Source organism: Pelomonas parva (assembly GCF_043555835.1).
GTDB lineage: Bacteria > Pseudomonadota > Gammaproteobacteria > Burkholderiales > Burkholderiaceae_C > Pelomonas > Pelomonas parva.
In genome coordinates this window covers 534406-548253 of record NZ_JBIGHV010000001.1, presented here as the reverse complement: position 1 = coordinate 548253, position 13848 = coordinate 534406, and the positions used below count along the sequence as shown (strand labels likewise).

Here is a 13848-nt window from a genome sequence, read left to right as displayed (position 1 = left end):
GTTTTCACATCGGCTTGAAGCGCGGCTGAAAGCTCTGGCTCACCGGCAGCCGCGTGCAGCCATCCTTGAGCAGCACGTCCATGCCGGTGAGGCTGCGCTCCACGCGCGCCACCTGCGCCAGGTTGATGACGACGGCGCGGTGGATCTGCCAGAACTGCTCGGGGTCCAGCTGGGCGAGCAGCTCGCGCAGCGGCAGCCGCAGCAGGAACTCGCCCTCGGGCGTGACAGCGCAGGTGTACTTGTTGTCGCTGCGGAAGTGGCTCACGTCGGCCACCATCACCAGGTGCAGGCGCTCGCCCTGCGAGGCCTGCAGCCAGCGCAGCGGCGCGGCGGGCGCAGCCGCAGCCGGCGGCAGCTCGGGCGGTGCCCACTGCTGCAGCCAGCGCGCCAGCTCGGCCGGCGGCAGCTGCAGGCGCTGTTGCAGGCGTTGCACCGTCTCGCGCAGGCGCTCGGTGGCCAGCGGCTTGAGCAGGTAGTCCACCGCGCCCTGGTCGAAGGCGGTCACGGCATGTGCGTCGTAGGCGGTGACAAAGACGACGTGGCACAGACCCTTGATGCGCCGCGCCAGCTGCAGCCCGTCCAGCCCGGGCAGGCGGATGTCGACGAAGACGATGTCGGGCCGCAGCTCCAGCACCAGCGCCAGGCCGCGTTCGCCGTCCTCGGTCTCGGCCAGCACCTGCAGCTGTGGCCACAGCTCGGCCAGGCCCTCGCGCAGCCGCTGGCGGGGCAGGGGTTCGTCTTCGATCAGCAGGGCGGTGGGATTTCTCATGGGTTCCGGGTTGCCTCCCAGGGCAGTTCGATGCGGGCGCTGACGCCGCCAGTGGGGCGCTGCTGGATGATCAGCCGGGCCGACCCGCCGTACAGGCCAGCCAGGCGGTCGCGCAGGTTGGCCAGACCCAGGCCCTGGTCCTGCGTGGGCGACGCTGCGGCCGCTTGCAGGCCGACGCCGTCGTCGCGCACTTCGAGCACGAAGCGGTCGCCCTCGCGCCGCGCCTCCAGCTCGATGCGGCCGCCCTGCGGCTTGGGCTCGATGCCATGGCGCACGGCGTTCTCCACCAGCGTTAGCAGCATCATTGGCGGCAGCCTGCAGTCCTGGCATTCGGGCTGCGCCTGCAGGCCGAAGCGCAGGCGCTCGCCCAACCGCGTGGCCATGACCGTGAGATAGGCGCGTGCCAGCTCGAACTCCTGCGCCAGCGTGCTGGTGGGTTCGCGCAGCGAGGGCAGGGCCAGGCGCAGGTAGTCATGCAGCTCGCCGAGAAAACGCTCGACTGTGGCCGGCTGGCTGCGGATCAGCTGCTGCAGGCTGGCCAGCGAGTTGAACAGGAAGTGCGGCTCCACCTGGGCCTGCAGCGCCTTCAGCTCGGTCAGACTGACCTGGCGCGACAGCTCGGCCATGGCCGCCGTCTGCTCGGTGCGGGCCAGTCGCAGCGCGATGGCCTGCTCCTCGCGCCAGCGCCACCAGCGCAGTGGCAGGTGCAGCAGCAGCGCGAAGGCAAAGCCTGGCAGCCAGGGCCGCCACAGCGCCAGCGGGGCCTGCCATTGCGCCAGCTCAATGCCGGGCAGCAGCAGCGTGCCCGCCGCTGCGCCCAACGCTGCGGCCAGCGGCACCGCCACGGGCCACCAGCGCCAGTTGAGCGTGAACCAGGCAGCGCTGTAGGCCAGCCACATCTGGGCGGCCGGCGCCAGCCAGCGCGCATGGGGCCAGAGCCAGTGAAGCAGGGCCAACGTCGCCCAGAACAGCAAGGCGGGGAGGAGGGCGCGGCGCAGCGGCGGGCGTGACATGGGCGGACTCATTCCAGCGCCGCGTTCACCAGCGGTTCGGGCGGCAACTTCGCCATCTGCGCCTTGTCCTCGGCTTGGGCGCGCCGGACGGATTGCAGGTCAACGCCGAGGGTGGTCGCCGTCGCCGCCACTTCGGAGCCCACCACCTCGAACTGCAGGTTGCGGGCCCAGACCTGGCCTTCGCCCACCAGGGCGACGCCGAAGTCGACGCTGGCTGCATCGGCCGGCACGTCGAACACGACGCTGGCGTCATGCCAGCCGCCATCAGCCACGACCGCCGTGCCGGCGGGCAGCAGCGACTCGGCATCGGGCCCGGCGACAGCCATCCGGTGCAGCCAGCTGCCGTCGCCCCGTCCGAGATAGAGGCCGGCCCAGCCCTTCACGGAGTCAGCACGCAGCTGGCCGCTGAAGCGCAGCCGCTTGCCCGCGTAGCCATCCACGGATTGGCGCGCGGCAGCGATGTCGACACGCTGCGGCAATGTCGGCTTCAGGAAGCGGATCGTGAGGCTGGGGTTGCCGGCTGCATCGCTGGCGGGATCGATGCCGACTTCGTAGCCTTTCGAAGCCGTCAGTGTGAGCACGGAGAAGATGAAGGTGTTGTGTGCACGCCAGCCGTCGGGCATGCGCATCGGTGTGGTGGCGCCGACGCTGAGCACGATGGCGGCCAGCGGAGCGAGGAGAAGGGTGCGGTAGTCCATGGAAGGTGGCCTTGGCGAGCGTTCGGGTGGGTTGGCGGCCTGAGCGGCACTTACTTCAGCGACAGGTTTTTGGGGGCTGTCGGTGACCGGTTGAGCCGGTACGTGTCGTAGAACTTCTTCCTGGCCTTGGTCGCCGCAGCGGCCTCTGCGGCGAAGCGGTGCGATGACACCGGCACCTCGTGCCCGACCGTCTCCAGCTTGAAGCCGCGCGCCCAGACCTGGCCATTGCCCACCAGGGCCAGGCCCACCTGCACCCTGCCGCGCGTTTCCGCTGGGATGTCGACCACCACGCTCACGTTGCACCACTCGGGGCAGCCGGCAGCGCCGCGCGGCACCGTGGCGTCAGCGTCGGCCTCGCGGGACTCCGGGTGCGACCAGAACGGCATATAGCCCGGGCCGACCGCGAGCCCGGCCCACTGGTCGACGCCGACCGTCTTCACCTGTGCCGAGAAGCGCACGCGCTGGCCGGCGTAGCCACTGAGTGTTTGGCTGACGCTGCCGATGTCGTGGAGCTCGCGCTTGCCAATGGCCTTGACGGTCAGGGCGCGCTGGCCGCTGTTCTCCGTCTCGGGGGCGACGCCGGCCTCGTGCGTGGCGCCCTGCGGCGGGCGGTAGGTGCTGCCGCTTTCCCAGCCACTGGGCTGGCGCAGCCCGGCGCCGCCGCTGGCGCTCAGCGCCAGAGCCGCCAGCGGAATGGTCAAGAGGGCGCGGTAGTCCATGAAGTCATCCTTTGACATGTGAGGAACGACCGCAGTGTGGGCAGCCGAGGCCCATGGCGCCCGCCCGATGCGACGAGCCAGCCTCAGCGCCGACAAGGCCAAGCGCCAGGTGATGAGCGCCTGCCGGCCTCAAGGCCGCGGCGACGTGGCGTTTGGCCCGGGGAAGTCGCCCGGCACGTCGGCACCCGGGTCGCGCGACACCCTGGTCGCGCCGCCCGCCAGCGCCAGGAGGGGCACGACGAAGGTGTTGGCGGTCGATCCCATGCGGGCGGCAGTGTATGGGTGCGTGCGATAGTCGCCCGCGCCGGCCGGCGTCGGCGAGGGGAGCAAGACCATGCACACACATTGGCCTGTGCGCGTTGTGCGCCGCATCGCCGCGCGGCCGGCGCCGTGGACGATGCCAGCGAGGCAGCGATGAGGCGCCACGCAGGCTGGGCCTGGTTGTTGGCGTTCGCCATGGGAACGGCCGGCGCTCAGGTGGAGGAGGACGACAGCGAGGCACCCGTCGTCATGGCCGATGCCGAAGCGCAGGCCTTGCTGGCGCAGCCGCTGCCCGCCGAAGCCCCGGCGCGGTTGGCGCTGTTGCAGCAGCAGGTCAGGGCGGCTCAGTCGCTGGAGCAGCGCGGGCGCTGGGTGGAGCTGCTGGCCGAGCTGGCCCAGCTCGGCCGCGGCCAGCCCGGGCATGACGTGCGGGTGCGGCAGTACCTCAGCGCCGAGTTCGTCTGGGGCAGCTCCGGCAAGGGGCTGGCGGCTGCCGATGCCATCGCCAGCGATGCAACGCTGAGCCTGCCCGTGCGCGCCAGCGCCGCGTTGCGCCAGGTCTATGCGCTGAGCCAGGCCCGGGACCGCGCGCAGCTGGACCGCATGTGGGCGCGTGCGCAAGGCCTCGCGAAGCAGGCGCTGGAGGGCATGGCCAACGACCCCGCCGGCACGCTGCGCCTGCAGGTGGACCGGCTGCAGATTCGCTCCGAGATCGAACGCCGCGACGGCCGCCTGGTCGAGGCCGTGGCGACGCTGCGCGAGGCCGTGCGCCTGGCCCACAAGGGCGTTGAGGAAGCCCGCCGTGGCGGCAAGCCGCTGCGCGACCCTGCCGTGCAGGACGCCTACGGCTGGTACGACGGCTCGCAGGGCATGCTGACCTATGCCCTGGTGCGCCAGGGCCGCGCGCCCGAGGCGGTGCAGGTCGGCCAGAGCAACCTGGCGCTGTGGCGGGCCGGCCAGCTGACCGACGCGATGGGCGCCCGCTGGAGCTACCGGCTGGCGCAAGCCCAGGTGGCGTCACGCCAGTACGCCGCCGCGCTGGAGAACGCGCAGCGCTCCGACGACATGCTGCAGCGCGCCGGCGCCGGGCCCGCCAGCCATGCGCGCTGGCTGGCGCGGCAGGAGCAGGTGCGCTCGCTGATCGGCCTGCGCCGCTGGACCGAGGCCGATGCCTTCTACCGCGACTTCCTGGCCAACCTGCCCGCCGACAGCCTGGCCCGCGACCGCGCCAACGACTGGCGGCTGCGCGCGCTGCTGGCCGCCAAGAACGGCCGCTTCGACGAGGCGCTGGAGACGGTGGAGCGCATCCATCGCTTCCGGCTGCGGCTGTACGGCGACGCCCATCCGCAGACGCAGGAGGCGGCCGGCGTGCGGGCGCTGGTGAAGCTTTTGAAGGGTGACATGGCCGGCGCCTGGGTCGACTACCAGCCGCTGTTCGCCGCGCTGCTGGACACGCCCGGCGGCTGGCAAGACCTGGACCTGTCCGGCGCGCGCGGCTTCGTGCTGGGCCTGGCTTTTGACGAGTTCCTCCGCGAGATCGCCGCCCGCGCGCAGCGGGGTGACAAGCTGGAGCCCGCCTGGACCGATCGCGCGCTGCAGGTGGCCGACCGCCTGCAGACCGGCAGTGCCCACCGCGCGCTGGTGGACGCCAGCGCCCGCGTGCTGGCCGCCACGCCGGCCTTGCGCGGCCTGATCGAGGAGGAGCAGACGCTGCGCGCCGCAGCGGCCGCGCGCACCGGCACGCTGAACGCGACGCTGGGCGAGGAGGACCGCCTGCGCCGTCGCAACAGCAACGACGACCACAAGGCCCAGCTCAAGGCCCTGCCCGATGCCGAACGCAAGAAGCAGCAGAAGGCCCAGACCGACGAGCTGGCCGCCGTGCGCGAGCAGGTGCGCCAGCAGCGCGAACAGGCGCAGGCCGCGCGCGAGGCGCTCAACCAGCAGCGCGACCGCGTCGCCAAGGCCTACCCGGCCTATGCCGACCTCGTCACGCCGACGCTGCCCGCGCCCGCGCTGCTGCAGAAATTGCTGTCCCCCGGTGAGGCGCTGCTGGTGCTGCAGCCGCTGGAGGGCGCCACGCTGGCCTGGCTGGTGCTTCCGGGCGAGCCGACGCGCTTCGCCGCCTCGGCCATCGGCGCGGCGGGCTGGGCGGAGCGTGTGGCGCAGATCCGCACCGCACTGGACCTCAGCACCGGCCGCCCGCCGACGCTGCCGGTGCCCGCATTGCACGAGGTCTGGCGCGAGCTGATGGCGCCCTTGCTGGCCGGCACCGACGTGAAGAGCCTGCTGGTCGCAGCGGACGGCGCGCTCGCCGCGCTGCCGCTTGCCGCCGCGCTGACTTCCGCCGAGCCCGGCGCCTTTGTCGCCCGCCGCATGGCCGTCACACAGCTGCCCTCGGCCGGCGCGCTCTACGCTTTGCGGCGTGCGCCCGCACCCGCGCCGGCGGCCAAGGCGCTGTTCGGCGTGGGTGACCCGCAATTCAAGTCCACGGCCAAGGCGGGCCGCGGGGCGCTCGGGCAGGGTGCGACGAAGTACGACGCCGCCTGGGGCTTCAGTTATGGCGAGATCCCGCCGCTGCCCGAGACCCGCGCCGAGCTGCTGGCGCTGACCAAGGCCCTGGGCGCCAATGCGCAGACCGACCTGCTGCTGGGCGCCGCCGCCACGCGCGAGGCCGTGCTGGCCGCGCCGCTGGCCGACCGCCGCCTCGTCGCCTTCGCCACGCACGGGTTGATGCCGGGCGAGCTGCCGGGTGTGTCCAAGCCCGCATTGGCGCTGGCGCCCACGGCGGACGCGACCGCCTCGCCGCTGCTGGAGCTGGACGACGTGCTGACGCTGCGCCTGAACGCACAGGCGGTGCTGCTGTCGGCCTGCAACACGGCGGCGGGCGAGCAGGGCGGGGCGGCCATGTCGGGCCTGGTGCGCGGCTTCTTCTTCGCCGGCAGCCGCTCGGTGCTGGCCACGCACTGGGCGGTCGAGACCACCTCGGCCGCCGCGCTGACCTCGGCCGCCTTTGCCACCAAGGCCCCGCGTGCTGAGGGCCTGCGGCTGGCCCAGGTCAGCATGATTGAGGGAACTCTCGGTAGCGGCCGCTGGGCGCATCCGTTCTACTGGGCGGGATACGCCTTGTTCGGCGACCCGTCTCGATAGGAGTCTTGAAATGCGCGCACTGTTGTTGTGCCTGTCCCTGCTCAGTTCAGCCGCCTTGGCCCAGCAGGCCTGCGAGGTCATGGCCGTCAGCGGCGAGGCGCAGCGGGTCGACGGCAAGGCGCTCGCCGTGGGCGACAAGCTGGAGGTCGGCACCGCGCTGCGCACCGGCACGGCCGGCCGCGTGCGGCTGAAGTTCATCGACGGTTCGGTGCTGGTGCTGGCCGACAAGAGCCAGCTGCGCATCGAGGCCTTCAGCGCCGGTGCCGGCAAGCCGCGCGAGGCCTCGTTCATGCTGGAGCTGGGGCTGATCGGCCAGCGCGTGAGCCCCTCGGCCGGCGGCTCATGGCGCGTGCGCACGCCCAGCGCCGTGACCGCCGTGCGCGGCACCGAGTTCACTGTCGAGGTGGGCGACGACCGCGCCACCGCCGTGCTCGTGAAGACCGGCGAGGTCGACGTCGAACCCACCGGCTCGCAGACCCGCGGCATCAAGCCGCGCTACCCGGTCAAGCTGGCCGGCAAGCTCAGCGGCACCCGCTGCGACGCCAGCGACTGCAGCACCGGCTCGACCTGGTCGGCCGAGCGGGTGCAGCGCGTGGAGCAGCGACTGGGGTCGCTGGATTGAGGCGCGCCGGTTTTGCGCTGATCGCGCTTGCCGCCGCGCTGCTGGGCGCGGCCGTCTGGGCCTTGCGCGCCGACGTGTCCGCCTTTCAGCAACTGGACCACTGGGCCCTGGACGCGCAGACGCTATGGCGCGGCCCGCTGGCGCCGGGCACCGAGCTGCCGCTGCTGCTGGTGCGCGTGGACGACGCGGCGCTGGAGTCGCTGGGCGGCCGCGTGCCCGACCGCGCCGAGCTGGCGCGCGCCGTGCAGGCCTTGCAGGACGGCGGCGCCCGCGCCGTCGGGCTGGACATCCTGCTGCTGCCCGGCGGTGACTCGGCCGATGGCGACGCCGCGCTGGCCGCCGCGATGAAGGCCGGTGGCCGCACGCTGATCCCGTTCGCGCTGCCCGACGACGGCGCGGTGAGCACGGAGGCGGCGCCCGAGCCCGTGCTGGCCCAGGCGCTGCTGCGCTACGACGGCGAGGACGTGCTGGCGCAAAGCGAGACCGGCTTCTACCAGCCGCGCCGCCTGCTCGCGCCCGCGCCCGTGCTGGCGGCCGCCGCTGCGGGCCTGGGTCATGTCAGCGTGAATCGCGAGACCGATGGCAGCCTGCGCCATGACCTGCCGCTGCTGCGCTTGAACGGCGAGGTCTACCCGTCGTTGGCGCTGCGGCTGGCCGCGTTCGCGCGTGGCGCGGACTGGCGCGAGGCCCGCGCCAGCTTCGGCCGCGAGCTGAGCGTCGGCCCCACGCTGCGCGCGCCGCTGGATGCGCTCTCCCGGCTGAACGTCAACTACTACGGCGAAAGCGGGCACTTCGAGTCCATCGGCTTTGCCGAGCTGCTGGCGGGCAAGGTCGACACGTCGCGGCTGCGCGGTCGTGTGGCCGTGGTCGGCGTGTCTGCGTTGGCGGCAGGCGACCATTTCCCGTCGCCGTTCGACGGCGGCCTGCCGGGCATGGAGCGTGTGGCGACGGTCACCGACAACCTGCTGACCGGCCGCAGCCTGGTGCGCCCGGACTGGGGCGGCGCGGCCGAGCTCGCGGCCATGGTGCTGCTGCCGCTGGCGGCCGTGCTGCTGCTGGCGCGGGTGTCGCTCGGCCGCGCATTGGGCGGCCTGGCGTTGGCCGCGCTGCTGCTGCTGGGGCTTGCGCAATGGGCGTTCGAGGCCCACCACCTCGTGCTGTCCATCGCGCCGCCGCTGCTCACGCTGGCCCTGGCGACGCTGGCTGCCAGCGCCTGGCGCGCCAATGTCGAGCAGGCGCAGCGCCGCGAGGCCGCCCGCCAGCTGGCCGCCAGTGAGCAGCGTTATGCGCTCGCGGCCCAGGGCGCCAACGACGGCCTGTGGGACTGGGACATCGGCACCGGCCAGGTCTACTACTCGCCGCGCTGGCTGGCGCTGATGGGCTTGTCTGGCGCCGAGGCCGGCCAGGGCATCGCGGCCTGGACGCTGCCGCTGGACCCGGCCGCCGCCCAGGCCTTCAATGCCGAGGTGCAGGCCCACCTGGACGGTCGCAGCCTGCAGTTCCACCATGTGCTGCACTTCACCCAGGGCGGCCAGGAGCGCTGGCTGCTGGCGCGCGGCCTGGCCACCCGCGAGGCCGGCAAGCCCGTGCGCATGGCCGGCTCGCTGACCGACATTTCCGAGAGCCAGCGCCTGCAGCGGCAGATCAGCTTCGACGCGCTGCACGACCGCCTCACCGGCCTGGCCAACCGCGTGCTGTTTCGCGAACAGCTAACCCAGCTGTTGACCGGCGTGCCCGCACCGGGCACCGGCCTGCTGCTGCTGGGGCTGGACGGCTTCCGCGCGCTGAACGAGGCCCACGGCCCGGTCGCTGGGGACTCGGTGCTGACCGAGCTGGCCTCGCGCCTGAAAGCGGCCTTCGGTTCGCGCCACCTCGTCGCCCGCCTGGGGCCGGACCAGTTCGCGCTGCTGCTGGCCGGCGGCGACGTGGCGGCAGACCTCGCCAAGCAAGTGCAGGCGCAGTTGGAGGCGCCGTTTGGCGAGCACCGCCTGAGCGTCACGGCCAGCATGGCCTGGGCGCAGCGCCGCCACGGCCCCGCCAGCGCCGACGAGTTGCTGGCCGCCGCTGAGGGCGCGCTGGCCCGCGCCAAGTCGATGGGCCCCGGGCACACACATGAGTTCGACCCCGCCGAGCAGCTCGTCGAGCAGTCGCGCCGCTGGCTGCGCGACGCCATCGATGCGGCGCTCGCTGCAGGCGACCAGTTCGAGCTGCACTACCAGCCCTTCGTGCGCCTGAGCGACCGTGCGCTGCTGGGCTTCGAGGCGCTGATCCGCTGGCGCCACCCGACCAAGGGGCTCATCATGCCGGGTGACTTCATCCCGGTCGCCGAGGCCAGCGGGCAGATCTGCGCCATCGGTCGCTGGGGCCTGCTGGAGGCCGCCGCCCAGCTGCGCCGCTGGCAGGCGCTGGGCTTCACCGGCGAGGTGGCCGTCAACCTGTCCGGCGTGCAACTGGAGCGCGACATCGAGCTGCTGGCCGACGCCCGCGCCACGCTGGCCGCCCTGGGTAACGTGCCCACGCACCGGCTCAAGCTCGAAGTCACCGAGAGCATGGCCATGGCCAACCCGCAGCGCAGCGCCGAGGTGCTGCAGGAGCTGGCGCGCATGGGCTTCAAGCTCAGCATCGACGACTTCGGCACCGGCTATTCGTCGCTGGCCTATCTGCACCGCTTCCCGTTCGACACGCTGAAGGTGGACCGCAGCTTCGTCATCCGGCTGGCCGCCGGCCGCGAGGCGCAGGAGATCGTGCGCACCATCGTCGGCTTGGGCGCGGCCCTGGGCAAGCAGACGCTGGCCGAAGGCGTCGAGGACGAGCACCAGGCCGCGCTGCTGGAGAAGCTGGGCGTGCAGGTCGGCCAGGGCTGGCTGTTCGCCAAGGCGATGCCGGAGGCGCAGGCGACCGAGGCCATCACGAGCCTGCCCTGGCGGCGCTGACGGTCAGCTTTCGTGGTGTTCTAACGTCTCGCCTTTCCTGACCGGCCGCGCGATCATGCAGCTGCAGGCATCCTGCAAGCTGTCTGCATGATCCCAAACCACAGTGGAGGTGATATGCGCGTCAACCAGCCGGTGACACAGCGGGAATTCGACTTCGCGGCAGATGCCACGTTGATGTCGACCACGGATACGCAGAGCTACGTCAAGTACGCCAACGACGCCTTCATCGCCGTCAGCGGTTTTACGCGCGACGAGATCATCGGCCAGCCGCACAACTTCGTGCGCCACCCCGACATGCCGGCGGAGGCTTTCGCCGACATGTGGGCCACGCTCAAGGGCGGCGAACCCTGGACCGGCCTGGTCAAGAACCGCCGCAAGGACGGCGACCACTACTGGGTGCGCGCCAACGCCGTGCCCATCGTGCGCAACGGCCGCCCGCAGGGCTATATGTCCGTGCGCACCAGCGCCACGCGCGAGGAGTCGGCTGCTGCCGAGCGCCTGTATGCGCAGATGCGCGAGGGTCGTGCCGGCGTGCGCCTGCACAAGGGCCTGCTGCTGGGCTCGGGCCTGGCGGGCCTGCTCAACTGGCGCAAGACGCTGGGCGCGCGCAGCCGCATCCGCCTGACGCTGGGTCTGGTGTGGCTGGCCATGCTGATCGCGGGCATTCCGTTGACGTCGGACTGGATGGCGCTGGCGCGCCTCGCGGCCGTGGTGGGCGTGGGCATGGTCATCATCGGCATCACCTTCGAGCAGATGTTTGCCCGTCCGCTGGAAGAGCTGCGCAAGCAGGCCCTGGGCGTGGCCACCGGTGCCCAGCAGGAGGTGACCAGCATGGACCGCGCCGACGAGATCGGCATGAGCATGCGCTGCATCAGCCAGTTAGGCCTGATGTTCCGCTGGCTGGTGAGCGACGTCAGCCAGCAGGTGATGAACCTGCAGACGGCGGTCGACGAGATCGCCAAGGGCAACGAGGACCTCAGCTCGCGCACCGAGCAGGCCGCGTCCAGCCTGCAGCAGACGGCCTCGTCCATGGACCAGATGACGGCCACCGTGCAGAACAACGCCGAGACGGCGCAGCAGGCCAATGATCTGTCGGGCCAGGCCAGAACGGCCGCCACGCAGGGCGGGCAGGCGGTGTCCCAGGTCATCTCCCGCATGGGCGACATCAGCGCCAGCTCGCGCAAGATTGCCGACATCATCGGCACCATCGACGGCATTGCCTTCCAGACCAACATCCTGGCGCTGAACGCCGCCGTGGAGGCCGCGCGCGCGGGCGAGCAGGGGCGCGGTTTCGCGGTGGTGGCGGCCGAGGTGCGCAGCCTGGCCCAGCGCAGCGCCGAGGCGGCCAAGGAGATCAAGTCGCTGATCGGTGCCAGCGTCGAGCAGGTCGAGGCGGGCTCCAAGCTTGTCGACGATGCCGGGCAGGCGATGGGCGAGATCATGAGCAAGGTGCAGCGCGTGTCCGACCTGATCGGCGAGATCAGCGGCTCGGTGCGCGAGCAGAGCAGCGGCATCGCCCAGGTGGGGCAGACCGTCGGCCAGCTGGACCAGGTCACGCAGCAGAACGCGGCGCTGGTGGAGCAGAGCACGGCGGCGTCGATGAGCCTGAAGCAGCAGGTGGCGAGCCTTGTCGACGCAGTCGGTGTGTTCCGTTGAGGCACGATCAACGCTTGGGCGATCCAGCCGGCAAGGGCATGTAGGCCGGCGGCTCCGGCGCCTTCGGGCAGACTGCGGGCAAGCCGGGCACGCCGGTTGCCAACGCCCCAGCCATGACAGAACCCTCCCCGCTCTTCGTCATCTTCAACCGCGCCTCGGGCCGGGGCGACCGTGACGAGGTCGGCCCGGCCGTGGAGGCCGCCTGCGCCGCCGCCGGCAGGCGCTGTGAGCTGCTGCCGGTGGAGCAGCCCGGCCAGCTGGCCGAGAAGGCGCAGGAGGCTGTGCGCCGCGCCCGCGCCGTGGGCGGCATCGTCGTCGCGGCCGGTGGCGACGGCACGATCAACGGCGTCGCGCAGGCGGTGCTGGGCAGTGGCTGCCGCTTCGGCGTGCTGCCGCGCGGCACCTTCAACTACTTCGCGCGCACGCATGGCATCCCCACCGACCTGGACGGCGCCCTGCGCGTGCTGCTGACCGAGGACGCCGTGGCCGTGCAGGTCGGGCAGGTCAACGACCGTGTCTTCCTCGTCAACGCCAGCCTCGGCCTGTACTCGCAGCTGCTGCAGGACCGCGAGGCCTGGAAGCGGCAGTTCGGTCGCAGCCGGCTGGTGGCGCTGGGCGCCGGCATCAAGACGCTGCTCAGCGGCCACCGCAGCCTGCGCCTGAGCGTGGAGCTGCCGGGCCGCACGCGGCAGGTGCGCACGCCGACGCTGTTCGTCGGCAACAACGCGCTGCAGATGGAGCAGGTGGGTTTGCCGGTGGCCGACGCCATCGACCATGGCTGCCTGGCGGGCGTCATGCTCAAGCCGGTGGGCCGCTGGGCGATGCTGGCGCTGCTGGCGCGCGGCGCCTTCGGCCGGCTGGGCGAGGCGGACCAGCTGCTGAAGCTCTCGTTCCGCTGCCTGACCGTGAAGGCGCGCCGCTTCGGCTCCCGGCAGCTGAAGGTGGCCACCGACGGCGAGGTGCTGAAGATGCGGCTGCCGCTGCGCTTCCAGGTGGCGCCGCAGCCGCTGCTGCTGATCCGTCCGCCGGGGCTGGCGCCCGAGCGGCGTGAAGCGCAGGCGCAGCACGGCACGGAGGCGGGCGCGTGACGGTGGTGCTGCAGGTCTCCGACCCGCACTTCGGTACCGAACGGACGATCGCGATGGCGGCCCTGGAGCGTCTGGCGGCCGAGCTGCGCCCCGACCTGCTGCTGGTCACCGGCGACATCACGCAGCGTGCCCGCCGGGTCGAGTTCGACGCGGCACGGGCCTTCTTCGACAAGCTGGCCGTGCCGGCGCGGCTGGTCATCCCGGGCAATCACGACATCCCTTTGTTCGACCTCTTCAGCCGCTGCTTCCATCCCTACCGCCGCTACGCCCGCGCGTTCGGCCCGGTGCTGGAGGGCGAGTTCGAGAGCGACGACCTGCTCGTCCTCACGCTCAACACGACGCGGCGCTATCGGCACAAGCATGGCGAGGTGTCGCCGGCGCAGGTGGACCGGGTGGCGGCGCGGCTGGCGCGGGCCACCGAGCGGCAGGTGCGCCTCGTGGCCGTGCATCAGCCAGTGGCGGCGCTGCAGGCGGTGGACATCGACAACCTGCTGCGCGGCCACGGACCGGCCGTGCGGCGCTGGGCCGAGGCGGGCGCCGACGCGGTGCTGGGCGGCCACATCCATCTGCCCTATGTGTTGCCGCTGCAGGACGTTTGGCCCGACCTGCCGCGGCCGATGTGGGCGGTGCAGGCGGGCACGTCGCTCAGCGACCGGCTGCGCGGCGGCATCTCCAACTCGGTCAACGTCATCCGCACCGGCCCGGGCCGCAGCGCCGTGGTGGAGCGCTGGGACCTGGACGATCCGGCGGGCGTCTTCCGGCCTGTGCGCTCCTCGCACATCGGCGGTTGAACCTGCTCACGGAATCCGCACTTGCGGCGGCCGTCATTGGCTGATCGGGCTGACGCTGCTGCGCAGATAGCGTGTCAGTACGGCGCCTTGTCCGACAGAGCGCTGCGGTCTGGCGGCCTACCATCGCTCGCAACTGTCGCCAATAAGCACG

General features: G+C 72.2%; 11 protein-coding genes. 6 read left to right on the top strand and 5 right to left on the bottom strand.

Annotation, left to right across the window (positions count from 1 at the left end; genetic code table 11):
- Positions 1-4 precede the first annotated feature (4 nt).
- From ACG00Y_RS02265 to ACG00Y_RS02245, 5 genes are all read right to left on the bottom strand, one after another.
- Positions 5-769, bottom strand: coding sequence for a LytR/AlgR family response regulator transcription factor (locus tag ACG00Y_RS02265; RefSeq protein ID WP_394475647.1), 765 nt, complete (start codon positions 767-769; stop codon positions 5-7).
- Positions 766-1782, bottom strand: a complete 1017-nt coding sequence (locus ACG00Y_RS02260; protein ID WP_394475646.1) for a sensor histidine kinase — start codon at positions 1780-1782, stop codon at positions 766-768. The genes ACG00Y_RS02265 and ACG00Y_RS02260 overlap by 4 nt, the downstream gene beginning before the upstream one ends.
- 8 nt (positions 1783-1790) lie before the next feature.
- A complete protein-coding gene (locus ACG00Y_RS02255; protein WP_394475645.1) occupies positions 1791-2480 on the bottom strand; it encodes a hypothetical protein in 690 nt (229 codons plus the stop codon).
- A gap of 50 nt (positions 2481-2530) precedes the next feature.
- A complete protein-coding gene (locus tag ACG00Y_RS02250) occupies positions 2531-3199 on the bottom strand; it encodes a hypothetical protein (RefSeq protein WP_394475644.1) in 669 nt (222 codons plus the stop codon).
- Between the two features lie 129 nt (positions 3200-3328).
- Complete coding sequence (locus ACG00Y_RS02245) at positions 3329-3463, bottom strand: hypothetical protein (RefSeq protein WP_394475643.1); 135 nt, start codon at positions 3461-3463, stop codon at positions 3329-3331.
- A 150-nt stretch (positions 3464-3613) separates the two neighbouring features.
- On the opposite strand from ACG00Y_RS02245, the gene ACG00Y_RS02240 reads away from it, so the two are divergent.
- From ACG00Y_RS02240 to ACG00Y_RS02215, 6 genes are all read left to right on the top strand, one after another.
- Positions 3614-6607: a CHAT domain-containing protein gene (locus ACG00Y_RS02240; RefSeq protein WP_394475642.1), complete on the top strand. Its 2994-nt coding sequence runs from the start codon at positions 3614-3616 to the stop codon at positions 6605-6607.
- A gap of 10 nt (positions 6608-6617) precedes the next feature.
- Positions 6618-7229: a FecR family protein gene (locus ACG00Y_RS02235; RefSeq protein WP_394475641.1), complete on the top strand. Its 612-nt coding sequence runs from the start codon at positions 6618-6620 to the stop codon at positions 7227-7229.
- Entirely contained in the window at positions 7226-10162 is a 2937-nt protein-coding gene (locus ACG00Y_RS02230; RefSeq protein ID WP_394475640.1) for an EAL domain-containing protein, read from the top strand. Before ACG00Y_RS02235 ends, ACG00Y_RS02230 begins: the two co-directional genes overlap by 4 nt.
- A 114-nt stretch (positions 10163-10276) precedes the next feature.
- Positions 10277-11818: a methyl-accepting chemotaxis protein gene (locus ACG00Y_RS02225; protein WP_394475639.1), complete on the top strand. Its 1542-nt coding sequence runs from the start codon at positions 10277-10279 to the stop codon at positions 11816-11818.
- Between the two features lie 113 nt (positions 11819-11931).
- Positions 11932-12906, top strand: a complete 975-nt coding sequence (locus ACG00Y_RS02220; protein ID WP_394475638.1) for a diacylglycerol/lipid kinase family protein — start codon at positions 11932-11934, stop codon at positions 12904-12906.
- Entirely contained in the window at positions 12903-13697 is a 795-nt protein-coding gene (locus ACG00Y_RS02215; protein WP_394475637.1) for a metallophosphoesterase family protein, read from the top strand. The genes ACG00Y_RS02220 and ACG00Y_RS02215 overlap by 4 nt, the downstream gene beginning before the upstream one ends.
- Positions 13698-13848: the final 151 nt, after the last annotated feature.

What these genes read in the sequence shown, in the direction of transcription:
- ACG00Y_RS02265 (WP_394475647.1), bottom strand. Translation starts at nt 769, where the DNA reads ATGAGAAATCCCACCGCCCTGCTGATCGAAGACGAACCCCTGCCCCGC.
- ACG00Y_RS02260 (WP_394475646.1), bottom strand. Translation starts at nt 1,782, where the DNA reads ATGTCACGCCCGCCGCTGCGCCGCGCCCTCCTCCCCGCCTTGCTGTTC.
- ACG00Y_RS02255 (WP_394475645.1), bottom strand. Translation starts at nt 2,480, where the DNA reads ATGGACTACCGCACCCTTCTCCTCGCTCCGCTGGCCGCCATCGTGCTC.
- ACG00Y_RS02250 (WP_394475644.1), bottom strand. Translation starts at nt 3,199, where the DNA reads ATGGACTACCGCGCCCTCTTGACCATTCCGCTGGCGGCTCTGGCGCTG.
- ACG00Y_RS02245 (WP_394475643.1), bottom strand. Translation starts at nt 3,463, where the DNA reads ATGGGATCGACCGCCAACACCTTCGTCGTGCCCCTCCTGGCGCTGGCG.
- ACG00Y_RS02240 (WP_394475642.1), top strand. Translation starts at nt 3,614, where the DNA reads ATGAGGCGCCACGCAGGCTGGGCCTGGTTGTTGGCGTTCGCCATGGGA.
- ACG00Y_RS02235 (WP_394475641.1), top strand. Translation starts at nt 6,618, where the DNA reads ATGCGCGCACTGTTGTTGTGCCTGTCCCTGCTCAGTTCAGCCGCCTTG.
- ACG00Y_RS02225 (WP_394475639.1), top strand. Translation starts at nt 10,277, where the DNA reads ATGCGCGTCAACCAGCCGGTGACACAGCGGGAATTCGACTTCGCGGCA.
- ACG00Y_RS02220 (WP_394475638.1), top strand. Translation starts at nt 11,932, where the DNA reads ATGACAGAACCCTCCCCGCTCTTCGTCATCTTCAACCGCGCCTCGGGC.